The sequence below is a fragment of the Pseudomonas sp. FSL R10-0399 genome (assembly GCF_009600165.1).
In the GTDB taxonomy this organism is placed as follows: Bacteria; Pseudomonadota; Gammaproteobacteria; order Pseudomonadales; family Pseudomonadaceae; genus Aquipseudomonas; species Aquipseudomonas helleri.
In genome coordinates this window covers 1-22,481 of the sequence record NZ_WIWK01000102.1, presented here as the reverse complement: position 1 = coordinate 22,481, position 22,481 = coordinate 1, and the positions used below count along the sequence as shown (strand labels likewise).

17 protein-coding genes are annotated in these 22,481 nt (G+C 56.4%); 7 read left to right on the top strand and 10 right to left on the bottom strand.

Going from position 1 to position 22,481, the window contains the following annotated elements; genetic code table 11:
- Positions 1 to 285: 285 nt before the first annotated feature.
- The 8 genes from GHO41_RS23035 to GHO41_RS23000 all read right to left on the bottom strand — a co-directional run bounded on the left by GHO41_RS23035 (position 286) and on the right by GHO41_RS23000 (position 7,411).
- Complete coding sequence (locus tag GHO41_RS23035) at positions 286 to 1,056, bottom strand: LamB/YcsF family protein (RefSeq protein WP_088500396.1); 771 nt, start codon at positions 1,054 to 1,056, stop codon at positions 286 to 288.
- A 16-nt stretch (positions 1,057 to 1,072) separates the two neighbouring features.
- A complete protein-coding gene (locus GHO41_RS23030) occupies positions 1,073 to 2,392 on the bottom strand; it encodes an MFS transporter (protein ID WP_153434759.1) in 1,320 nt (439 codons plus the stop codon).
- 286 nt (positions 2,393 to 2,678) lie between these two features.
- Positions 2,679 to 3,083 (bottom strand): hypothetical protein, encoded by a 405-nt coding sequence (locus GHO41_RS23025; RefSeq protein WP_153434758.1) that lies wholly within the window; start codon positions 3,081 to 3,083, stop codon positions 2,679 to 2,681.
- Positions 3,080 to 4,441: an acetyl-CoA carboxylase biotin carboxylase subunit gene (gene accC, locus GHO41_RS23020; protein WP_153434757.1), complete on the bottom strand. Its 1,362-nt coding sequence runs from the start codon at positions 4,439 to 4,441 to the stop codon at positions 3,080 to 3,082. The genes GHO41_RS23025 and accC overlap by 4 nt, the downstream gene beginning before the upstream one ends.
- Positions 4,434 to 4,871, bottom strand: a complete 438-nt coding sequence (locus tag GHO41_RS23015; RefSeq protein WP_153434756.1) for a biotin/lipoyl-containing protein — start codon at positions 4,869 to 4,871, stop codon at positions 4,434 to 4,436. Before GHO41_RS23015 ends, accC begins: the two co-directional genes overlap by 8 nt.
- 39 nt (positions 4,872 to 4,910) lie before the next feature.
- Entirely contained in the window at positions 4,911 to 5,867 is a 957-nt protein-coding gene (locus GHO41_RS23010) for a biotin-dependent carboxyltransferase family protein (protein WP_153434755.1), read from the bottom strand.
- Entirely contained in the window at positions 5,864 to 6,571 is a 708-nt protein-coding gene (gene pxpB, locus GHO41_RS23005; RefSeq protein WP_153434754.1) for a 5-oxoprolinase subunit PxpB, read from the bottom strand. Before pxpB ends, GHO41_RS23010 begins: the two co-directional genes overlap by 4 nt.
- Positions 6,572 to 6,877: 306 nt before the next feature.
- Complete coding sequence (locus tag GHO41_RS23000) at positions 6,878 to 7,411, bottom strand: winged helix DNA-binding protein (RefSeq protein ID WP_048370499.1); 534 nt, start codon at positions 7,409 to 7,411, stop codon at positions 6,878 to 6,880.
- Positions 7,412 to 7,762: 351 nt separating this feature from the next.
- Between GHO41_RS23000 and GHO41_RS22995 the strand changes: the two genes are divergently transcribed.
- The 4 genes from GHO41_RS22995 (at position 7,763) to GHO41_RS22980 (ending at position 11,518) form a co-directional block, all read left to right on the top strand.
- Positions 7,763 to 8,431: an RraA family protein gene (locus tag GHO41_RS22995; RefSeq protein WP_153434753.1), complete on the top strand. Its 669-nt coding sequence runs from the start codon at positions 7,763 to 7,765 to the stop codon at positions 8,429 to 8,431.
- Positions 8,428 to 9,378 carry a D-2-hydroxyacid dehydrogenase gene (locus tag GHO41_RS22990; protein ID WP_153434752.1) on the top strand — a complete coding sequence of 317 codons (951 nt, stop codon included), beginning with the start codon at positions 8,428 to 8,430 and terminating at the stop codon, positions 9,376 to 9,378. The genes GHO41_RS22995 and GHO41_RS22990 overlap by 4 nt, the downstream gene beginning before the upstream one ends.
- A 113-nt stretch (positions 9,379 to 9,491) precedes the next feature.
- Positions 9,492 to 9,884 (top strand): VOC family protein, encoded by a 393-nt coding sequence (locus tag GHO41_RS22985; protein ID WP_048370493.1) that lies wholly within the window; start codon positions 9,492 to 9,494, stop codon positions 9,882 to 9,884.
- A 290-nt stretch (positions 9,885 to 10,174) separates the two neighbouring features.
- On the top strand, positions 10,175 to 11,518 hold the full coding sequence (locus tag GHO41_RS22980) for an MFS transporter (RefSeq protein WP_218580277.1): 1,344 nt from the start codon (positions 10,175 to 10,177) through the stop codon (positions 11,516 to 11,518).
- Positions 11,519 to 11,587: 69 nt separating this feature from the next.
- On the opposite strand, the gene GHO41_RS22975 is transcribed toward GHO41_RS22980, so the two are convergent.
- Positions 11,588 to 12,487, bottom strand: a complete 900-nt coding sequence (locus tag GHO41_RS22975) for a LysR family transcriptional regulator (RefSeq protein ID WP_153332582.1) — start codon at positions 12,485 to 12,487, stop codon at positions 11,588 to 11,590.
- A gap of 99 nt (positions 12,488 to 12,586) precedes the next feature.
- On the opposite strand from GHO41_RS22975, the gene GHO41_RS22970 reads away from it, so the two are divergent.
- From GHO41_RS22970 to GHO41_RS22960, 3 genes are all read left to right on the top strand, one after another.
- Positions 12,587 to 13,213, top strand: a complete 627-nt coding sequence (locus GHO41_RS22970; protein WP_153389929.1) for an RraA family protein — start codon at positions 12,587 to 12,589, stop codon at positions 13,211 to 13,213.
- A gap of 15 nt (positions 13,214 to 13,228) precedes the next feature.
- Positions 13,229 to 14,098 (top strand): NAD(P)-dependent oxidoreductase, encoded by an 870-nt coding sequence (locus GHO41_RS22965; protein ID WP_153434751.1) that lies wholly within the window; start codon positions 13,229 to 13,231, stop codon positions 14,096 to 14,098.
- 131 nt (positions 14,099 to 14,229) lie between these two features.
- Positions 14,230 to 21,177, top strand: coding sequence for an NEL-type E3 ubiquitin ligase domain-containing protein (locus GHO41_RS22960; RefSeq protein ID WP_153434750.1), 6,948 nt, complete (start codon positions 14,230 to 14,232; stop codon positions 21,175 to 21,177).
- Between the two features lie 81 nt (positions 21,178 to 21,258).
- Here the strand turns inward: GHO41_RS22960 and GHO41_RS22955 are convergent.
- On the bottom strand, positions 21,259 to 22,481 hold a 1,223-nt coding region (locus tag GHO41_RS22955), incomplete at its 5' end, for an aldehyde dehydrogenase family protein (RefSeq protein WP_153434749.1).

Genomic DNA, 22,481 nt, shown 5'->3' with positions numbered 1-22,481 from the left:
CGCAAGCGCTTGGGCTGGAAGACGCCGTACGAAGTGCATACAGGGGTGAGCGTTGCACTTATGTGTTGAATTCAGGATTCTAAATACCTTGTAGGATCGAGCTTGCTCGCGATCTGTTGATCTTGATCTGGCTTTTGATCTAAGAGGCCCCCCTAAACCACGCAGCCGATCGCAGAGCTGCCACAAAGCCACGTCGCTTTAGAGTTGTGTAGATAACGATGCTTTGGCCGTCGCGTTAAAAAAAACGCCCAACACGAAGTTGGGCGTTTTGCTTGGGGCGGTTAATTACTCAGGTTGGCAATAGGGCTTCACCGCGATGCCTGCTTGCTCAAGGGAGGCCCGCACTTTTTTCGCCATCTGCAGCGCGCCGTCGGTATCACCATGAACGCAGATGGTGTCGATGGACACCGGAATACGCTTGCCCGACTGGGTGATAATTGCGCTTTCTTCGATCATCTGCATCACCCGTGCTGCCGCCTGGTCGGCGTCATGGATCACCGCACCTGGCTGCGTTCTTGGCACAAGGCGGCCGGAGTCAAGGTAAGCGCGGTCGGCATAGATCTCGGTGACGTACGCCACCCCGGCACTTTCTGCTAGGCGTTCGAGGGTGACGCCGGCCATGGTCGACAAAATGAGCGTGTCGTCGACTTTCTGGATCGTCTCAATTAACGCCTGAGCTGCCATTTCATTGTCCGCAACCAAATGCCCCAAGGCACCATGGGCTTTTACATGGGTCAACCGGTGGCCGACCGACCTGGCCATCGCCCATGCGGCGCCAATTTGATAGGCCAACAGTTGGCGGAGTTCGTCCTGGGAGAATTCCTGATGCCGACGACCAAAGGCCCACAGATCGGGGTAACCCGGATGAGCGCCAACCGCGACGCCTTTTTGCTTAGCTTTTGCGCAAATATCGGCCATGATCTTGAAGTCGCCCGCATGAAAACCGCAGGCAAGGTTGGACGTGGTAACAACATCCAGCATTTCGTCATCCTGACCAATGGTGTAAGGACCAAAGCCCTCACCCATATCGCAGTTAATATCGACAGACTTAAGCACGGTGATACTCCTTTAGTTAGTTGGTGAGTTCTTGTCCGGTGACATCTTTCATCTTGCTCAGGGCAATAATGGAAATCATGGCGGCCAAGCTTGTCCAAATGGCCGGTGACATTGAGTTGCCGGTATTTTCGACCAGCCAAGTGCAGATAAACGGCGTGCTGGCGCCGCCAAAAATAGCGCCCACGTTAAAACTCATGGCCATGCCGGTGTAACGCACACGGGTTGGAAATAACTCGCCGTAAACGGTGTAACCCTGGGCCTGAACAATGGCAAACGGCAAAAAGGCGAGCAGGGCGGCGAAGCTGGCCAGTGGGAAACTGCCCAGTGACATCAAGTACATTGAAATGGGGATAACAACGATATAGCTGGCATAACCAATGATCATTAATGTTTTACGACCCACCCGGTCAGATATTTGACCGAACAGGGGCATTGCCAAGGCCGCTGCCAATGTACTGGCGGCCATCAGCCAAAAGACTTTGCCTGTTTCATAGCCCAGGGTTCGGGTCATATGCAGGTTTAAATAAACAATGCCCAAGTAGGCGGTGCAGTTCTGCGCAAAGGCAATGGATACCGCCAGATACAGCGATTTTCTATGGAGCGTGAACACTTCGCGAACCGGGGCTTTAACCACTTCATTTGATTCCACCAGGCTTTTGAATTTGGGGGAATCCTCCAGCTTCATCCGTGCCCATAAGGTGAGGCCGATAAAGGGAATGCAGATCAAAAATGGAATACGCCAGCCCCACGCCACCATTTCTTGCGGGGTGATCATGAAACTGACCGCGCCCGCCATGCCCGCGGCGGTGGCAATACCAATGGCAACACCCGCCGGGTTGAAGGCACCGAAGAACCCGCGTTTGTTGGCGGGAGCACACTCGGATATGTACGTGGCGGCACCGCTGGCTTCGCCTCCCGCGAAAAACCCCTGCGCCATTCTGCAGGCCACCAGCATCACAGGGGCAAGCACTCCCGCTTGATCGTAGGTCGGTAGTATCCCGACGATGCCGCTGACAATACCGATGCCGATGACCGTCGCAACCAATGTGTACGAACGGCCCCGACGGTCACCCAGGCGACCGAAAAAGATGCCCCCCAATGGGCGCATGATGAAAGCACTGGCGAAAACGGCAAGTGCAGAAAGAAGGGCCTCAAATGAATTCATGGCAGGAAAGAATACTTTCGCCAACGTGCTGGCCAATAAGCCATATATCGCAAAGTCATAGTACTCAACGGCTGAACCCATGCCTGCAACAATAGAGGCTTTCCAGGGGGATTGAGGTTCGGATGAAGTTTCATCGAATGAATAATGCAGAACTGCAGTATCTTTTATCATAGGTGTTTATCTCGCCGGAGGAATCCGAGAACTTTTGAGATGTAACCACTAGACAGTAGGGAAAGAGCAGGTGCCGAAGCATTAACCCGTAGTAGCTAGTAATTGTTATTGTATTTGTTTGCTGTAAGCCACTTGCAACATACACCACCGTTTATCATGGCTATAGCGATTTATTGGGATGGAATATCATCGCTTTTTCTCATCTATAGAGAAATTTAGAGCGTGAGAAGTCGCGCCACTAAACCGGTGGTGATGTTGCTTGTCAGGTTAAACGTCAGGCTGGGCGTTATATAAGTATTGCGACGATATCTCCGTAGCCCACAACGTGAGCATTACTGACTGAATAACTTTTCAATGTTCCGCTGGTGCTGGGGTATACCGGTACGATGGTTGTTTCAACGACGACATAACCAATGATCATGTCAGGTGTCACCTGTTGTCCGCAGAGGTCAGCCGTGGCCCCGGTAAAGGGATGCTGATGATAAAAAACACCCATCTCGGGTGATTCAATCACTGTGCCCTGTTCTAGAGTCTTGGCAGGCGCTGCCAGCGCGGGTTCTGCAACGCTCACGGTTGTCGTTGCGCTGCCAAACTCAAGGCTTAAAGAATAACGTTCATCTTCAACGGTTAATGAGCGGATGCTCGATCCTTGCAGTCGCTGGATCAATAATTCAATTTCATCAATGGTCATGACTGCTGGCTCCCTTCTCGCTGGTCTAGATAATGCTCCAGGTAATGAATGTTCGCCCCGCCTTGAGCAAACTGCTGTGTGCCCAATATCTCCAGTTGCAAGGGGATATTTGAATCAACACCGGCGATCACCAATTCACTGAGCGCTACTTTCATTCGCTCGATGGCTTGCTCTCGCGTTGAGCCATGGGCAATAACCTTGGCGATAAGGGAGTCGTAGTGGCTGGTGATTTTGAACCCGGGTTTAAGGTGTGACTCGACCCGAATGCCCGGACCACCTGGCGGCAACCAGTCACTTACCGTGCCGGCTGACGGTGCAAAAGACCATGGGTCTTCTGCGTTGATACGGCACTCGATGGCGTGGCCTGAAAATACAATCTGATCCTGGCTGATCGACAGTGGCAGGCCCATGGCCACTCGAATTTGCTCGGCGACGATGTCGACGCCGGTGACCATCTCGGTGACCGGATGCTCGACTTGAACACGGGTGTTCATTTCAATGAAAAAGAACTCGCCGTTTTCGTAGAGAAACTCGAAGGTCCCGGCACCGACATAGCCAATCGCCAGGCACGCTTTCACGCACAACTGGCCAATCTCCTGAATCAAATCCCGGCCGACGCCCGGCGCAGGGGATTCTTCAATCAATTTTTGGTGTCGGCGTTGCGTTGAGCAGTCTCGCTCACCCAGCCACAGCGCATTGCCATGCTGGTCGGCCAGCACCTGAATCTCGACGTGACGCGGTGTCTGAAGGAATCGCTCCATGTAGACCACCGGGTTGCCAAAGGCAGCGTTGGCCTCTTCGCGGGTCAGGCTGACCGAGCGCAGTAGCTCCGATTGCGCATTGACCACTCGCATACCACGGCCGCCCCCGCCACCGGCCGCTTTGATGATCAGCGGGTAGCCGACTTTTCTGCCGCACTCGAGGATCTCTGCATCGCTATCAGGCACCGCGCCATCTGACCCCGGCACACACGGAATACCGGCTGCAATCATCGCCTGTTTGGCGCGCACCTTATCGCCCATGCACGCAATGGCCTCGGATGACGGGCCTATGAATGTCAGGCCTGCGTCCTCAACCGCTTTGACGAACCCGGCGTTCTCGGACAGAAAGCCATACCCCGGATGAATGGCCTGAGCCCCCGTGAGTTTTGCTGCCAGCAGTATTTTTTGCTGCAACAGATAGCTTTTGGAGGCCGAAGCCGGGCCGATGCAAATAGAGGTGTCAGCCAGCTTTACATGGCGCAAGTCGCGGTCAGCTTTTGAATACACCGCCACGGTTTGCAGGCCCAGTGATTTACAGGCACGCCAGATACGCAACGCAACTTCACCCCGGTTTGCGATCAATACCTTGTCAAACATGGTTAACCTTCCTGGCTCGATAAATGGGGGTGTCGCGCTCAACGTCTTCACCATCCGCCACCAGGATCTCGACGATCTCGCAGGCAAACTCGGCCTCCAGCGGGTTGAATAATTTCATCGCTTCAATCACCGCGAGAGTGTCGCCTTCACTGACCTGGCTGCCGACGCTGGTGAAGTCAGGCTTTGTCGGGGAGGGTCGCAGGTACACGATGCCCGCCATCGGGGCGGCAATCAGGTGCTCATCCAGTGGTGCGGCGGGTGCTGGCACAACCACAGTGGCTGCGGGTTTGAGAGGTGTTTCGGTGGTACTGACAGGCGTTTGTTGTCGGCGACCGAGGTGGACTTTGGTGTTCCCTTGGGTGTACTTCAACTCAAGGAGAGTCGAGCGCTCGAAGCTATCAATCAATCGTTCAAGATCTTTGCTGTGCATTTTTCCTCTTCCACTTTTTTCAGATCAACTACAAAAAACTTACCGCCATTGCGTCGCGGTCGTTTCAAACAAAGAGTGCCGCTGGGCGCCTGCGCTGAGGGCGGCGTCGATGTCGGTAAGCTCGAACCGAAGGGTGCGCCCCGGCATCAGTTGGCCCAGTTTCCAGAGGTCGGCTTCAATCACGTTCACCAGCTTGGGGTAGCCACCGCAGGTATTGGCGTCGACCAGTTGAATGATCGGCTCGCCGCTGGTGGGTATTTGCACCGTTCCGGGGACGATTCCGTGGGAGAGCAACTCACGGTTGACGGTGCGCTTCATCACGGCGCCAGACAGCCTGTAGCCTTGCCTGTTGGAACTGCGCCCGACGGTGTAATGGGTGTTGAAGAAACGCTCTTTGCTCTCGTCCGGGAACTCTTGCCATTCGGCCGAGGGCAAGACGCGAACCGTGGTTCCCGCTTCACTCAGCGCCCGCCAGTACGCTTGCAGTGCCGGGTCGAAGAGGCTCGATGGGGCGGCTGATGCAGTGCTGTTGCGGGGCGAGTTGCAAAGCCTGTCGCCTTTCGAAAGGGCTTTACCTTCGTGGCCTCCGAACGCGGCTTTAAGGTCGGTGGCGCAAGAGTTGAGCACCCGTTGCACCTCAATGCCGCCCTCGATTGCCAGGTAAGCGCAGCGGCCTTCTTGAGGCGCTTCGATGATCAGTGTTTCACCCGCATTGACCTTTAACCGTGACCACGGCGCGTGTTGTTTTTGCCCGATTCGGCTAGTGCTTAGCGCGCCGGTAATGGCAACACAGCACGCGTCGCTCATGCGCACCTTGAACGGGAAGTTGTTGATCTCAATGCTGGCCGCCTCGCGTGAATTGCCCAGCATCGCGTTGCCGAGCTCGTAGCTCAGGCTGTCAATGGCACCGCTGCGGCTGACACCGCTGGCCAAAAAGCCGATACGGCCGCGATCGACAATGATGTTGAGAGGACCGTTAGAGAGGATTTCCATCATTTCAATTGCGCCTTTGGACGAAATACCAGGGTGTCACCGGGGCTCAACAGCGCAGGCGGCATTGCCTGGCTGTCAAAGCCATCAAAGTCGGCGTGGCCGATGACGTGCCAGCCGCACGGGCCTGGGCACGGGAAGACAGACGCCTGCTCACCGGCGATCACCACGCTGCCTTTTGGGATCAAGGTGCGCGGGATTTGGCGCCGGGGGACTTCAAGCGCCGGGGGCAACCCCACGAGATACGGAAAGCCCGGCATCGATCCGAGCGCAGCCACGGTGTAAGTGACCGAGCTGTGCAGGGCTATGACGTCACGTGGGGTGAGGCCCGTTTGTTCGGCGACGTAGTCCAGGTCCATCCCGCGTTCGCCGCCGTAGATCATGTCGATGACGAAGTGCTTGCCATTGATGGGCGTGGGGCTTGAGCTGATCCACAGGTCGGACAACACCTGCGCCGCTTCATCTGGGGGGATCTTGCGGGGATCGTAGATGACCAGCAGGTTGTTAACCCCTGGCACGGTTTCGACTAACCCTGGAAAACTTTGCGGATCACGCAGGGTGTTGTTCAACGCCCAAAGCCGTTGCTGCAGCGCCTTGTCATAAGGGCCGCAGGACACATCCAGAAGCAGGCCGTTGGTACCTGCGAGCGAAATTCGCACAGCGGTATCAACGGCCTTTGGCGTTGCTAATGTGGGTTCAAAAAGAATCATGGCTATTCCAAATGCAGGTGCTCACCGAACGACAGATGCCGTGCGGGAGGCGTTGCATGGAGCACGCCAACGTTTACGATTCGAATGTGTTTTGTCTTCGTTTAGTCTTTAAAGTGCTTTTTAATGGATATAACTAATTGAAAGTTAAGCTGAAAGTTAGATTTTGTTTTTTGCGATTTTTTGCCGAGAATTCGACGGGGAAAGGATTTTTCAGCTCGCGACGCTATTTTGGCAATGCTACCTAAGGGAGCAAAGTCGCTACAAAAGGTAACATCGCGTCGAGTGCTTGCGTAAAGCTTGAGGGGGTCAAACCAGTGAAGAGGCTGCCCTTGCTGCCTGGTCATACGTGCCAGACATTTCTCTCAACGTCCGGGCCGTTGAACTGAGTTTTTCGACCAGGTTTTGATCGATGCTCGGCACCAGGCATTTGGTGCGTACCGTCACATACCGCTCTACCAGCGCCAGGCCCTTTTTGGTCGGGCTGTAGAACACTTCCTTGCCAATCTTTTTGGAACTGATCAGCAAGCTCCCCGACAGTTTGCGCAGGGAGTAAGAGACGATGTGGGTGTCTGCGAAATTCAAGGTAAAGCAGATGTCGGCAAGCTTCTTCTGTTTGCCACGGTGGCAAATGTGGTTGAGCACCATGATGTCGACCATGCCCAGGTCAGGTGCTCCGGCCGCACTCATGCAGGAGGTGGCCCACCTTGAAAATGCATTCCACGTCAGGATCATGCCGAACTCAAACTCCGACGCCGGGACTTGGCCTTCTACCACCAGGTGGGCAGACGCGACCAAGGGGCCGTTAAGGTCGGATTCAAGCTGAGAAAGCGTGTCGGACATATATCCTCCGTAATGACAAAGATCCCAAGTGAGAGCCATTGGTTTACGCGGCAATCTACCATAGCTGCCTGTGCACAGGGGGCGCAGGGCGGCACCTGCGGGCATTGGTGGAGGCGGTTTAGACCGCTGCGAAATGCCCTTTTAGTGGTCTGACGAGCCTCTGATTCATCACTTTTTTCGAACATTTTTGCCTTCTTTAATTCGCTTTTTACAGGCGAAGCCTTCTCCTAAAGTGACGTCAACCCGCAGGTGATGCCAGCCGCGCCCCTGGCTTGAAGGCGGCTGGCATTCACACCTGTACCCCGGCTGGCGCATTGCCGACCGCTCACCCCGTCAAGATGGAAAACAACAATGATCGGACTTCGAATCCTCCCTCGTACACGCCAAGTCAGCGCCGCACTGGTCGACAGTTTTCGCGCAGTCCCGGTCGCCAACGTCAGTGACTGCATGGGGCGAATGACTGCTGGCGGTACTCAGTTGCGTCCGTATCACAAAGGCGGTGTGTTGGCGGGGCCTGCCTTCACGGTCAAAGCCCGTCCGGGTGACAACCTGATGATCCACAAGGCTTTGCATCTGGCACAACCCGGTGACGTGATTGTGGTCGACGGCGGCGGCGACCTGACGAACGCACTGATGGGCGAGTTGATGGTGGCAACGGCTATCAAGCGCGGTCTTGGCGGCATCGTGCTCAATGGGGCGATTCGCGACATCGATGCGATCCAGGCCGGTGACTTTCCGGTGTATGCCGCCGGGATCACCCACCGTGGCCCGTACAAGGACGGGCCTGGCGAAATCAACGTGCCAATCGCCATCAGCGGCATGGTGATCAACCCGGGTGACCTGATACTCGGTGATGCTGACGGCTTGCTGTGCGTGCCGTTTGAAGCCGCCGAGCAGATCCTCGATGCCGCGCTGGGCAAGTGCGCAGCAGAGAAAGTGACGGTTAAAGAAATCGAAGAAGACCGCCTGGATATCACCTGGATTGATGCCCAGTTGGCGCGCCTGGGTTACACCGCATGAAGATCGTCATTCTTGACCGGGACACGCTGTCGCCGCAGACCGTGCTGCGGACGCCATCCTTTGCGCATGAGATCCAGTCTTGGGGGCGCACCGCTCCCGAGCAAGTGGCTGAGCGGATCGCCGATGCCGACATCGTTGTGCTCAACAAGGTAAAGCTCAGCGGGGAAGCAATCGCTGCGGCGAAAAACCTTCGCCTGGTGGCCATTGCTGCAACGGGCACCGATAACGTCGATATTGCGGCGTGCAAGGCGCGCGGCATCGTGGTCAGCAATATTCGCAACTACGCCGTCAACACGGTGCCAGAGCATACCTTTGCCCTGATCTTTGCCCTGCGCCGGAGCATTTGTGCGTACCGTGACGCGGTGAGGGCAGGGCGCTGGCAAGAGGCGCAACAGTTCTGCTTCTTCGATTACCCGATCAAGGACCTTGCCGGTTCTACCCTCGGCATCATCGGTGATGGGGTACTGGGGCAGGCGGTCGCCAATATGGCGCGCGGGCTCGGCATGCGGGTGATTTTCGCCGGGTACAAAGGGCACTCCGGGCTTGGCTCGTTGTATGTGCCGTTTGAGCAGACGTTGGCTCAAGCCGACATCCTGACCCTGCACTGCCCGCTGCTGCCAGAGACACGCAACATGATTGGCGCCGCAGAGTTTGCACTGATGCGCCGCAAGCCTTTACTGATCAATACCGCACGCGGTGGGTTGGTGGACGAAAGTGCTGTCGGCCCGGCCCTGGAAGCAGGGCAGATCTCTGGCGCGGGTTTTGATGTGGTGATGACCGAGCCGCCTGCGCCGGATCATCCGTTCATGACGCTGGTGGATCGCCCCAACTTTATTCTCACCCCCCATGTTGCGTGGGCGAGTGATGAGGCCGTACAAGGTTTGGCCGATCAATTGGTCGACAACATTGAAGCGTTTGTACGTGGCGAGCCAAGAAACGTCGTTTAACCCACACGCGTTAAATGCCCGACCTTATGTGACGCTGAGAACGGGCATTTAATGTTAGAACCGCTATCAACCTTGAATAAGCAGGTTGTGCTCGAAACTCTGGAGGGCGCCCCATGATTAAACACCTTGATCACTTAGTTCTGACCACCGTTGATGTGCAGGCGTGCAAAGACTTCTACATGCGTGTGCTCGGCATGCAATTTGTGCCTTCGCCGGGAGGGCGGATGGCGTTCCATTTTGGCCAGCAGAAGATCAACGTTCACGTGCGCGGGTTTGAGTTCGAACCCAAAGCTCATTTGCCCGTCTCGGGGGCGCTCGACCTTTGTTTCATCGCCACCGTCACCCTGGATGAGGTCATCGCCCACCTGGAAGCCGAGAACTGGCCGATTCTGCTCGGTCCCGTGCAGCGTACGGGGGCAACCGGCCCTATCCGCTCTGTTTATCTTCGCGACCCTGATCTGAACCTGATCGAGATTTCCGAGTTGCTGCCCACTGAGCAGGCGTAAACACATAACGATTGTTTGATTCGCTCCGCTGAGCGTTCGGCACGCGCTTGAGCCCAAGGTGTTGAAGTCTCCTGTTTCCCTTTGCACTGCACGTGGCAAAGGGGAGTTAAGAGAACACCCGGTCAAGTGTCGTGCTTTTTTTTTGCGCGAACACCTGCCGTTCCACCCCTGAATAACGACGCTTAATGATGCGAAAAAGGAATGAATAAGGTTTCTTATTTATCGCTTTTATCGACATCGCCGAATGCAGAACATGGCGGCTCCAATAAGCATAAAAAAAAGGAATGTTCATGACCGCAATCGCCGCCACCGACGTTGCCGCTCAGGCGAGGTCAAAGTATCGCTGGGTTGTTCTGTCAGTCATTGTCGTTGTTTACATGCTGGCCGCTGCCGATCGGGCCAACATCGGTATCGCCTTGCCCTACATCCAGAAAGAGTTCGGGGCGACCAATGCCCAGGCGGGATTGCTGGTCAGCGCGTTCTTTCTGTTTTATTCCCTGGGGCAAATTCCAGCAGGCTTTTTGCTCAGCAAAGTGGGTGTGCGTGTTGTGGCGCCGATCTCCATTGGCTTGACCTCAATCGTCACCCTGCTGATTGGCACCGCGCATAATTTCGGGCTGCTGAAAATCTATCGCTCAGCGCTGGGCATTGCCGAAGCGGCCCTGCCGTTGTCGATGCTGAGTACGATCAATCGCTGGTTCCCGGCGCGTGAAAAAGGTCTCGCCACAGGGGCTTTTCTGTCGGCGGCGAAGATGGGCGCAGTGATCGCCCCGCCCATTGGCGCAGCGCTGATCATGCTCGATGGCTGGCGGACGATGTTCTTTGCCTTCGCCATCCCCGGCGTCGTGCTGGCGCTGATCTGGTGGTGGCTGGTGCCCAACGATCCACGTGCGGGTCGCCGGGTCAACGACGCAGAAGCCACCTACATCGAAGACCAGCAGACCAGCAAAACCGACAGTGTGCGCACTCACAAAAGCTTCGGTGCGCTGGACACGCTGCTGCGTTACAAACAAACCCCGCGACTGGCCAGTTCACGCTCTGTGTTTGCGTCCTGGAACATATGGGGCTGCGGCCTGGGCTATTTGTTGATGACCGGCGTGGTCAACGTGCTGCTCGCCTGGCTGCCCAAGTACCTGGGGGAAGTGAAGCATTTTGAACTGATGCAGATCGGCTTCGTGGCGGCCTTGCCTTTTGCTGGCGGCGTGCTGGGCAATATCGTAGGGGGCTGGTTGTCTGACACCGTGCTGGACCGTCGCAGAAAGCCGACGATGATGATCAGCGCTGTGGCCACGTGTCTGATGATGGTTGCCTTGGTCTATGCGCCCAATGACCTGCTCTCGGTCAGCCTGCTGTTGTTTGGCACGGGCTTTCTGTTGAACATCGGCTATTCGTCATTTTCGGTGTACTCCATGGGCCTGACCACGCGCACCACTTACCCGGTGGCGGCCTCTGTGGTCAACAGCGCCGGCCAGGCCGGCGGGGCGATGGCGCCGCTGATCACCGGCTTGCTCCTGGATAGCTACAGCTGGACGGCGGTGTTCATCTTCCTGGGCGTGTGTTCATTGGCAGCGCTGGTTTTTGTACTGTCGATCAACGAGCCGGCCAACCATGACGAGTCGCTGGCGAGTGCGTAACCGGGCTGCCCATTAACAGCCTTCGGTTCACGCCGGGAAGGTGCGTTGACGACAGTCATCTGCGCCTTCTCAGCTTTGCAGTTGCCGCGAAAAATCACACTGCTCGACGGCCCGAATCGCCACTTCGCTCACGAACGCCGAGGGCCGATCATTTCGGTACATCGCCATGTAGGGCACAGGCGGCAAGGGCGGGTCGGTGTGTATGATCGTCAATTTGCCCTCATCCACCAGCGGGCGAAAGCACTCCAGCGGCAGGTACGTGACACCCAACCCGGCGGCGGTCAGCCCGAGCATGGCCGTCAGGCTGTCCGAGGACAGCATCTTGGGCAGCTCGATACCCATGGTCCCCAGCCACTTGTTGACAAACAAACCCGACCCCGACTTTTTGCCTTGTACCAGCAGCGGGTATTTGGCCAGTTCGGCCAGCCCGACCACCCCCGAATGCTCGACCACGCCGGGCGCAGCCATCCAGGCGTTTTCAACAATGCCCAGCGGCACCGCGGTGATCTCGGGTGCTGTGAAGGTGTCGGGGATGATAATCATGTCCACCAGATCATCCACGAGCTTTTCATGGAGGTTGCGGCTCATATCGACTTCAGCCTCAACCGTTAGCCCCGGAAAATCCTCTACCAGTTTGGCAATCAGCCGGGGCAGCCATGTCAGCGCCGTCAGCTCGGTCACGCCCAGCCTGAGCCGTCGGGTCACCACGTGGGTGCCGTCCTTGAGTGAGGTGATGCGTTCTGCAAGGGTGAGCATTTCCCGGGCGATCACCAGCATTTCTTCGCCGATGGCCGTGAGCCGTGCACCGCGTTGCGAGCGGTCGAACAGTTGCAGCCCCGTGGAGGCCTCCAGTTCCTGTATGCGCTTGGAGATGGCTGACTGCGTGGTATTGAGGTGCTCGGCCGCACGCTCGAAAGTGCCGAGGCGTTCGATCCAGTGCAGCGCAAGGAGTTGCCGGAGGTTGATCATTAACATTCCTGTTAGGCATGTTTGGGCATACGATAATATCGCTTTTTCTATTTTTCAGGGTCTTTATCCTCAAAGCCATACGCCACCTGAGGAACACCCATGAACGCTATCGCCTCAACGTCAGACTTGCATGCGCTGCTGGCCGCTTATGCCCGCACCTCGACGTCCATTATCAGTGATTGCCTGGACCGCCTGCCTGGCGCGCCACTCACGCCATTCCATTGCATTGAAGGCACCATGGTCGGCACCGCCCTGACCGTGAAAGTCCCGTGCGGTGACAATCGTGCGATCCATCAGGCGCTGGAAATCCTGAGCCCCGGACAAGTGCTGGTGGTGGATGGCGGAGGGGATATCAGCCGGGCCTTGATGGGCGACATCATGACCGCCATCGCGCAAAAGCGCGGCGCCGCAGGCATTGTGGTAGACGGCGCCATTCGTGATCTGGCGACGATTGGCAAGGGCAGCTTCCCGGTGTTTGCCCGGGCCGCCTACCATCGCGGCCCGTATAAAAACGGGCCGGGGGAGATCAACGTACCGGTCAGCATTGGCGGCATGATCGTCTCGCCGGGCGACATCGTTGTCGGTGATCACGATGGCATCGTGGCGTTCCCGGCCGAGCAGGCAGAAGAACTGTTGCAACGGTGCCTGGGGACCGAACAAAAAGAAGCAGAGATGATGGCGCAAATTGCGTCCGGAACTTACAAGGGCGCCTACGGGGCCAAATAATCGGAAACCCTAACAATGAAAATCGCAATTGTCGGAGCGGGCGAAGTCGGCCTCACTTATGCGCGGCCATGGGCAGCGGCAGGGCATGACATCATCTTGTGCGACCTGAAACCCTCAGCTACTGCCCAGGCATTTGCCGCCGAGCGGGGCCTGGATATCGCCACCTCAGTTGGCGCTATCGCTGCAGACTGCGACGTTGTCGTGTCGTGCGTATTCGGCACAGTGTCGCTGGTGGTGGCCGAGCAGGCGCTGGCCCACATGCACAAGGGCGCGCTGTACATCGACATGACGACCGCTGACCCGGCGCAGATCAGAATCGCTGCCGAGCAAGCGGCGCAATCGGGCATCGTGTACGTCGACGTGGCAATCCTCGGCGCCATCGCGCTGACCCATGAGAAGACCAACTTGCTGGGCGCAGGTCCTGGTATTGAACCTGCGCAGCGCCTGTACGCGGCCATCGGCGCACCGCTCAAGGCGGTCGAAGGTGGCGCTGCTGGCGATGCGGCTGCGCTCAAAATTTTGCGCAGCGTGTTTACCAAAGGGCTGGAGGCGCTGACCATCGAGTGCTTTATGGCCGCAGAAAAACAGGGCGTGACAGACAAGCTGCACGACGCCTTGAGCGACATTGATCAAGCCAGCCTGCGCGATTTTCTCGGCGCCTTGATCCGCACGCACGTCCTGCATGCGCCACGTCGTCTCAAAGAGGTTGAAGAGGCTGAGCGCCAATTGCGCGCCGCCGATATGCCGGTGGCCGTGCTGCCGGGGGTAAAAGACCTGTTTCAGCGCACCGCCGAACAGATCAGCGCGAACCCGTTGGAAACGCCCGCACCGACCTTGGAGCAGGCGTTTGAATGGCTCTTTAAGGCCAATGGGATCAGCCGCTAATAAAATCCGCCGATGGGAATGGGCCAGTAACGTGATCAAGCACTGGCCCGTGCGGTATATAGTTACTACCTGAGCAGGGTGCAGGTGAGGTTTTCTGATGACTTATTGAATGAGTTATCAGGAGAGACTCAATGATGGGAACACCCGTGGTGCAGGTTGCAGGACCCCATGGCGCATTTATCAAGGACAAAATGCCCAGTTGGATCAAACACAGCCACCCTTCACATATTCAACGCTTGAGAGCCGGCTTGTTTGCAGGGCATGTAAACGAAGACCAGTTGCCCGAGTGGTTCACCCATGCCGCACCCTGGCTGCGTGAGGCATTGTTGGGGAGCCAGGCGCGAAGCCGTAAGGCGCATGCCATGCTGGCCATTAAACTCCAGGGGTTTAAAGGCATCGCCGAGTTTGCGGAGCCACTGCTGGTGGAGGCCATGAAGGGGCTCGATTCGTCGGCTATCGATGTCAATAAAAACAGCCTCTATTACCTGCGTCGTGATCAACCGGTACACGAGCAAAGCCTGCTGCAGGCGGCCTTGCTCAACTTTTCGGGTAAAGAAGACTTCTCGGTGGTGGTCGGGGGAGCATCCAGTGTGATCGCCCCGGCGGGTGCGTTGGTGACCGAAAAAGCTGGCTTGACTGCCGACTGGTCATCAGGCTTTTCGCGTGAAGAGGGGCCAGGATTGATCAGGCGAGAACACACCCGGCCTGATTCGATAGAGGGCAACCGTTATCGTTTTAAAGAGCAGCACGCCGTAGCACCTCAGGCTTTCTCGCAGTTATGCCGCCAGCTTGATTTGGGCAAGCAGTATCAGGAGCACTTGAACAGTGTTTTTGATGATCCGGCAACACGCGCCGGATTGCGACATCAGATGATCATTGCCCTGAAAGAGCAAATGGCTGTGCGGCTTCATACCGGCCTGATGGTAGGCGATGTCAAAGGGGCGGGTTACCAGATGGTCCGAGGATTGCTCGACGGTGCCCCAAACCCGAGGATGGGGCCGCTGGTCTTCAGTGGGCTGGAGCTGTTGGGCTTCAACATTGGCCATGTAGTGATCATCGAGTCTGCTCGCTCGTACCCCATTAGAGGCTGGGTGGAGGAGCACACAGGCATTACTTTGCCGGCAGTCCGGTTTGATGAGCCCGGCCCTGATCCTGTCATGGTGTATATCCCGGGAGCCCCTATCAGCCCTCTCAAGGAGTATTCCTCACTGGGTGAATTCACTCAGGACTTGGTCGCGAACTTAGGCTCCGCCAATTACCAGCAGTTTTTTGCAAGCCTGGTACCGCAAGGCAAACAGAAGGACTTTCTGACGCGCCTGAACCATCAGTTGATCGAGAAACACCCCACACCTGGCACCCAGGAGGAGCCTGTTTATTTTGCCGCATCGAGCGTCAACTTGAGAGTGAGCCAGCAAACGTTGCAACCGATCTCTGGCGATATCTTCAACACGCTCTATTTCAGGCAAATAGAAAGGATAAAAGAGGATGCGCTTGCGATCGCCATACCCACTGCTGTGGTGGATTGGGAGCAGACCGTCGAGACCCTGGAGTACTGGGCGTCGGTGGGAATGAATGTGCTTAACGTCGCTGCCTTTTTTGTTCCCGGGCTGGGAGAAGCGATGATGGTGGTCATGGCGCTGCAGTTGGCCAAAGAGGTTTACGACGGCTTTGAAAGCTGGAGTGTGGGTGACATGGAGGGTGCATGGTCGCACCTGGAATCAGTGGCTATGAATGTGGCATTCATCGGCGTGATGGGCGGTGCCGGGTATGCCTTTAGCAAGATACCGGCGGGCACTATTCCCCGAATTCTTAAAGAGGTGAGACAGGCCTTGCTGCCCACGGGGGAGATTCGTCTGTGTAAGCCAGAGGTTCATGCTTTTCAGGTCCCCGAGCAGGTGCTGGACAACAGTGAGCCCAATGTTCTGGGGCAGTATCACGTCAATGGCAAGACGTATGTTCGAGTGGGTGAACACGTCTATGAGCAAACATTTGATCCATCAGCCAATAAGTGGAAGCTCAAACATCCCGATGCCCAGAACGTATTCGAGCCCACGCTTGAGCACAATAACGCGGGGGCATGGCGCCATGCTCATGAACAGCCGCTGGAGTGGAATCGAGCCACCTTGCTGCGTCGCCTTGGGCATGAGACCCGTCTGTTTGACGATGCCACCCTCGGCCAGATGGGGGACATAAGCGGGGTGTCTGATGCGGCACTGCGTCAAGTTCATATCGAGGGTTTGCCCACGCCTTCGGTGTTACTCGACACGTTTGAGCTGTTCAGGGTTGATCGCGAACTGGATGCGTTGATTGAGCAGATCGCCAGTAGTAAAGGCTTTACCCACTATCAGGACGAGGTTTTGCGTGTGCTGGTTGAAACACCAGGTTGGCCCCGAGGGCAAGAGCTTGAAGTGTTTGATGGCGACCAGATGTGGGGTCCTTCAACGCGTTATGGGAAGGTGCTGGTTGAGCGCGACCCCCGGCCGATTATCAGAATCACCCGTGCTGACATTGCCCAGGGAACGTTAGCTGAACGGATTCTCTCCTTATTAAGCGATGAGCAGGCAGCACAGCTGCTGGGTCGTACAGAGGGCCCTGTATCGCAAGCCCGGCGCTTCAATCAGAAGCTTGCCGATGGCCTGAGCCAACATAGACAACGCCTGCTTAAACGCCTGCTAAGTGCGGTCAAGAGTGCGTCCTCTTCAACCGAAGTTGAGGTCTTGCGTAACAGATTTCCCTCGTTGTCAGAAAGAGCAGTGAAAGAAGTTCTGGAGAACGCCAGCAGCAGTGAGTTGGCGGATATGCGTAACGGATCATTCCCCAAACGCATCGACGACAGTGCACGCGTCTACGTCCAGCAAGGGCGAATGAATCGTGCAATGGCAGGACTGTGTAAGCAGAGCTTGTTTTCTCTGGACAGCGAGCGCTTGGCTCTGCGTGGTCTGGAACATTTGCCGGGATGGTCAAATGACGTACAACTGCAAATCAGGGCCAATAGCAGCAATGGACGCTTGCTCGATAGCATTGGCCTTGATCAGGACCCCGTCCGTAAAACCCTGATCAAGTCCGGTGATCACTTTTCTGTAGTGCAAGCGGCAGGTGTGCCCTTGAGCGCTGATCTGAACCTTTATGAAGCAATTTTGCAGGTGTTGCCCGAACCGACCCGTGAAGCCATGGGCTATTTAGACATCAGTCAGGCTGATGACTTGCGGGGAGCATTGGCGCAGCATGCATTATCGAATCGTTCAGAAGTGGCGCAAATATTGCGTCAGCGCATTCCGGGGGCGGAGCCTGCACTTGGGCGGATCAATAACCAGATCGGTTATGCGTTGTCTGGCACTGGAGAAGGTCTTGGCGTCAGAGACCTGCAAGTCGTGAGGCTGCGCGATGTTTATCCAGACATGAGTGATGAACAAGCGCTTGGCTACATTGAAGCGCGGTTGAGCCAAGGTGTTACGGATCAACAGATATTTGATCAGTTAGAACAGCAGCTAAATGAACTGCAGGGGTTGCGTAGCGTCCTGCAAGCCTGGAGTGCTGAGAGGAGCGGACGCTCTGGGATTGTAAGCAGAGTCATTGAGTGCTGGCGCACAGGGCTGCCCTATAACCATGACGCCAATATTGCCCTCGATTTGGGAAGCGTCAGCCAATTACCGGCATGGGAAGCTGACTTCTCGCATGTCAGGGCCTTGAGTATGGACGCCAGCTTGTTAGTCAGTGAGCCGGGCGCCGTATTTCTCCAGCGTTTTCCTAATGCACGACGTCTGGAGTTGTTCGTAGGCAAAGAACAGATCGGGCCGATTGCACAGGCTCTGCCTGCATTGGACGGGATTAATGAGCTTTCGCTGATGTTGAATGTCGGAGCAGACTCAAGCGCACCGCTTATTGATGCGCTGTCGAGACTCTCACAGCTCGAGCAGTTATCCCTAAGCGGCGACATCAATGCGCTGGATGTCACGCAGTTGTCCGGGCTTCGAGGGTTGAGCCTGTCCGGCAACGTGAGTCAATGGCCAACAGGGCTTTTCGGGCTCGAACACCTTGAGTTGCTGGACCTGCGTAATACCTCGATTGTGACGCTGCCAGACACGTTTTTTGAGAGCAGCCTGCATCCGTTTTCAACGCTGCGTCTGAACTGGTCGGGCATGAGTCTGGACACTATCGTGAGGGCCTATGATTTCCTGTCCTCTATCCCTGCCTATGCCGCTGAAGTGTCCGATCTGGTCTCCAGTTATGTGAGCGAAGGGCTAAGAACCATAGCCATTGGGACCCGGGTGCCTGCGCTGACGGAGTCTGTGATTCAGCGCGCCTTGTACAAGTTGCCTGCCGGGGTGTTGATCAGACGGGTCGGTGAAGTTTCTGAAGAGTACCGAACTCTGATTGCGCGTCTGAACCACTGGAAAAGCCAGGTATCTTCAGGCGCTTACACTCACTTTCGGCAAACGGTTTGCGATCGGATTACAGGTTGCTGGCGCAGCGGGTTGGCCGGACGGCTGGGTCTGGAAGGCGATGATCTGGGCGTTGCCTGGAAACTACCGGAGGAGGGCGGCATGCTCGACCTGGAAGGGGACGCATATGGCGACTTGCCAAAGCTTGAAGCCCATTCTTTTACCCATGTCACGCGCTTGAGAATACCTGCGCTTAACGTGCCTGTAGACGAGTTGAACACGTTCCTGGGCGCCTTCAAAAATGTACAAGCAGTGGATCTTTCGCGAAGCCAATTACTGGATTTTCCATCCGCGTTGGCAGACATGCAGCAGTTACGCAGTTTAAACCTCGGGTTCAATGAGTTGAGGGTCACGCCGCAGATGCAGGAGAGCCTTAATTCAATGCTCGGGCTTAAGCAATTGGACCTGAGTGGTAACTGGGTAGACGAGCTGGATGTCAGTTCACTCGATGAGCTGCAAGAACTCAACTTGAATAGCACTTCAATAAAGCACTGGCCGGCAGGCATTGAACGGTGTCGTTCGTTAAGGTTCCTGAATTTAAGTTTCAGCGCGTTAACCGAGATTCCACCTGAGGTCGTAAATCATCCAACCGTGTTAAGCAAAACGCTGGTGCAAGGGTGCCGGTTAACCCGTAAAAGCTGTGATGACTTATTGAGTTATGCGCTCAAACATAAACGTAACCGGGTAGGAGGCATCGGCCTGGACAGGCTGGCCGAGGGCGTGACGGACGGCGAGCCTGAACCCTTCCCGATTCAGGTCGTAGACAACCCGGACTTGCTGCTGCCTGAGCCGTTCACGACCGCCCCCGATGATACCCCTCTGACTCGCTTGCAGCGACTGACCCCCGATCTGACGCCCGCGCAGGCGCAAGCACGCCTGGAGCAAATTCAAACAGGTGAAGTCTCCATTGAAGTCAGGCTTGAGGCGTGGGAACAGGAACTCGGCGCACTCACGAGTCGCCTCAATGACTGGATCGCGAGCCGCAATTACCGAATAGAAGGGGGCAGGCGTTGGGTTAACTCGGCAGACCGCAAGACTGCCTCGGATCGCATTCTCCAGGCCTGGCGATATAGCGTGGCCCGTTCAGGCGTCGAACAGCAGGCGCTCGACTTCTCAGGTTTATGCATCGGCGACATTCCTCAGTTTCCAGGCGCGCTTTATGACATTACCGCTTTGAACTTGAGTGGTTCGGGTTTAACGGAGTCGGGAGTGCAAACATGTATCCGATCGTTTAGCCAGTTACGAACCTTGCAACTGAACAATGCAAGCTTGACCAGACTGCCTGAGTCCATTGGGGCGCTCCAGCATTTGAACAGCCTGGAAGCCGCTGGCAACCATTTGATTTCAGTTGATCTAGAACCCCTGCGTGGGTTGAAATCGCTGGATCTAAGTCGAAACGCGCTGACCGAAGTCGACGTCCAGGGCATGGATAACTTGCAGACACTGATACTCAGTGGCAATCGATTGAGTGAATGGCCTGAGGGCGTACTGGATCTTGCGCAATTGCGTGTTTTAAAACTCGATACCAATCAGATCGAGGCCATTCCCTTTCGCGCTCTGCAAGGTCATCACGACCTGCTGATGGCCGGGACTGACCTGTCCAATAATTATCTACCCAACAGTGAACTAAGGTCGTTGTACGACTACCGTGATTTCACAGGCAATGACTTGGGGTATTCATTGGAAGACTTGCAGGTCGACAGTTCTGAAGCCGGTTCGGATGAAGATTCTGATGGGCAGAGCGATGTAGAGACCGATGAAGAAATAACTGATGAGTTACCGGGTGCGCAGGCCTTGGGAGATGAAAAAACACCGTGGTTCCAGGACGTGTCTGCTGATTCAACAAAACACGAAATGTGGGACGTGCTTAGAGCAGCCCCCGGCTCCCAGTATTTTTTTCGCCTGCTTGAGTTACTTCAAGGGAGTAAGGATTTTGCCCTCGTCAGGGCTGAGTTGAACCAGCGAGTATGGGAGGTACTGGAGGCAGCTTACAAAGATGAGACGTTGCGTGATGAGCTTTTCAGCCTGGCCCGCTCGCGCGGTACCTGCTCCGATGGAAGGATGCTTGTATTTAACGACATTGAATTAAAAGTGTATGAGTTCAATGAGTTTGGTACGGGGGCCGCGAGTAAAAGTGGTCAAGAGCTGTTTACGTTTTATAAACGGATGTTTCGTCTCGGTAAAGTGGAAAGCATTGCTCAGGCGACGGCCAATGCCTCAGGAACTATTGAAGTCGTAGAGGTACGTTTGGCTTATCGCACTGCCCTGGCCAACAGGCTGGACTTGCCCAAGCAGGCTGCCGACATGTTGTATAGAGCTAGTGCGCCCGAAGTCACGCCTGCAGCCATAGAAGAGGCTTATGAGAAGGTCATTCTGGCTGAAAAAAGCAGTGAGTTACTAGAGCATCTGACGACCCAGGACCACTGGCTCACTTATCTGAAAGCGCAATACCCTCAAGAGTTCGAGGCGCTGCAAGCTTATAGCGATGAGCTGATTAATGCACTGGATCAGCAATACGACAGCCCTGCCAGTGAGGGGTATGAAATAGCGGCAGATATCGCGCGTATAGAGGTGTCTGTCAAAGAGCATGACCTCTTGCTGCGACTTTGCGGTCTTCAGCGTGCGTTACTGGACTAGAAGCGTCATTGACAGGGCTAGCACGGAAACGATGATCCTGAGCTGGCCCCTGTTGCCCCTTTTTCAGTGGCGTGCGTCCACTCAGTGGCGGTCCAGCCACACGGTTTGCACGTTGCAAAATTCCCGCACGCCGAAGTGCGACAGTTCACGGCCGAAACCGCTCTTTTTCACGCCACCGAAAGCCACGCGGGGGTCGCTGGCCGAGTAGCCGTTGATGAACACGCCGCCAGTTTCCAGTTCGCCGGTCAGTTGCTGGGCCAGTTCGACATTGGCGGTGTAAATGGTTGCTGTCAGGCCGAAGTCGCTGTCGTTGGCCAGCGCCACGGCATGCGCACAGTCTTGTGCGGTAATGATCGACGCCACCGGGCCGAACAGTTCCTGTTTGAACGAGGTCATTTGGTCGGTCACGTTGGCCAGAATCGTCGGCTCATAGAAGTTGCCAGCCCCTTCGGCTTTGCCGCCGCCGAGCAACAGGGTCGCGCCTTCTTCCAGGGTGTCGCGCACTTGTTGGTCCAGTTCATCACGCAGGTCATAGCGCGCCATCGGGCCGATGTAGGTGTCGTTGGACAGCGGGTTGCCCACCACCAGTTTGCGGGTGGCCTCGACGAATTTTTCAGTGAATGCCTCAACCACGCCTTTTTCAATAATCAGGCGCTTGGCGGCGGCACAGACTTGCCCCGAGTTCTGGTAACGACCGACCACGGCAGCCTGCACGGCGGCGTCGAGGTCGGCGTCATTGAGCACGATGAACGGGTCGGAGCCGCCCAGTTCCAGCACGCATTTCTTCAGGGCAGCGCCAGCCTGTGCGCCAATGGCGGTACCGGCGCGAACGCTGCCGGTGAGGGTCACGGCGCTGATGCGTGGGTCGGCAATGGCGCGCGACACACCGTCCGGGGTAACGTTGACCACTTCAAACACGCCCTCGGCAAAACCGGCGCGCACAAAGGCGTCGCGAATCAGGTAGGCGCTGCCCATCACATTCGGTGCGTGCTTGAGCACGTAGGTGTTGCCCGCCAGCAACGCGGGTACCGCGCCGCGCAGCACTTGCCAGACCGGGAAGTTCCACGGCATCACCGCCAGAATCGGGCCCAGCGGACGGTATTCGATGCGTGCCTTGCCGCCTTCGACCTGGGTCGGCTCGGCGGCCAGCATGGCCGGACCGTGTTCGGCGTACCACTCGCAGAGCTTGGCGCATTTCTCGATTTCGCCACGGGCCTGGGTGATCGGCTTGCCCATTTCCTCGGTGATCATGGTTGCCATGGCGTCAGCGTTGTTGCGCAGCGCCTGGGCCAGCGCGACCATGG

Excerpts from the sequence above, each read along its gene's own strand:
- GHO41_RS23030 (WP_153434759.1), bottom strand. The coding sequence starts at position 2,392 with ATGATAAAAGATACTGCAGTTCTGCATTATTCATTCGATGAAACTTCA.
- GHO41_RS23025 (WP_153434758.1), bottom strand. The coding sequence starts at position 3,083 with ATGACCATTGATGAAATTGAATTATTGATCCAGCGACTGCAAGGATCG.
- accC (WP_153434757.1), bottom strand. The coding sequence starts at position 4,441 with ATGTTTGACAAGGTATTGATCGCAAACCGGGGTGAAGTTGCGTTGCGT.
- GHO41_RS23015 (WP_153434756.1), bottom strand. The coding sequence starts at position 4,871 with ATGCACAGCAAAGATCTTGAACGATTGATTGATAGCTTCGAGCGCTCG.
- GHO41_RS23010 (WP_153434755.1), bottom strand. The coding sequence starts at position 5,867 with ATGATGGAAATCCTCTCTAACGGTCCTCTCAACATCATTGTCGATCGC.
- pxpB (WP_153434754.1), bottom strand. The coding sequence starts at position 6,571 with ATGATTCTTTTTGAACCCACATTAGCAACGCCAAAGGCCGTTGATACC.
- GHO41_RS23000 (WP_048370499.1), bottom strand. The coding sequence starts at position 7,411 with ATGTCCGACACGCTTTCTCAGCTTGAATCCGACCTTAACGGCCCCTTG.
- GHO41_RS22995 (WP_153434753.1), top strand. The coding sequence starts at position 7,763 with ATGATCGGACTTCGAATCCTCCCTCGTACACGCCAAGTCAGCGCCGCA.
- GHO41_RS22990 (WP_153434752.1), top strand. The coding sequence starts at position 8,428 with ATGAAGATCGTCATTCTTGACCGGGACACGCTGTCGCCGCAGACCGTG.
- GHO41_RS22985 (WP_048370493.1), top strand. The coding sequence starts at position 9,492 with ATGATTAAACACCTTGATCACTTAGTTCTGACCACCGTTGATGTGCAG.
- GHO41_RS22980 (WP_218580277.1), top strand. The coding sequence starts at position 10,175 with ATGACCGCAATCGCCGCCACCGACGTTGCCGCTCAGGCGAGGTCAAAG.
- GHO41_RS22975 (WP_153332582.1), bottom strand. The coding sequence starts at position 12,487 with ATGATCAACCTCCGGCAACTCCTTGCGCTGCACTGGATCGAACGCCTC.
- GHO41_RS22970 (WP_153389929.1), top strand. The coding sequence starts at position 12,587 with ATGAACGCTATCGCCTCAACGTCAGACTTGCATGCGCTGCTGGCCGCT.
- GHO41_RS22965 (WP_153434751.1), top strand. The coding sequence starts at position 13,229 with ATGAAAATCGCAATTGTCGGAGCGGGCGAAGTCGGCCTCACTTATGCG.
- GHO41_RS22960 (WP_153434750.1), top strand. The coding sequence starts at position 14,230 with ATGATGGGAACACCCGTGGTGCAGGTTGCAGGACCCCATGGCGCATTT.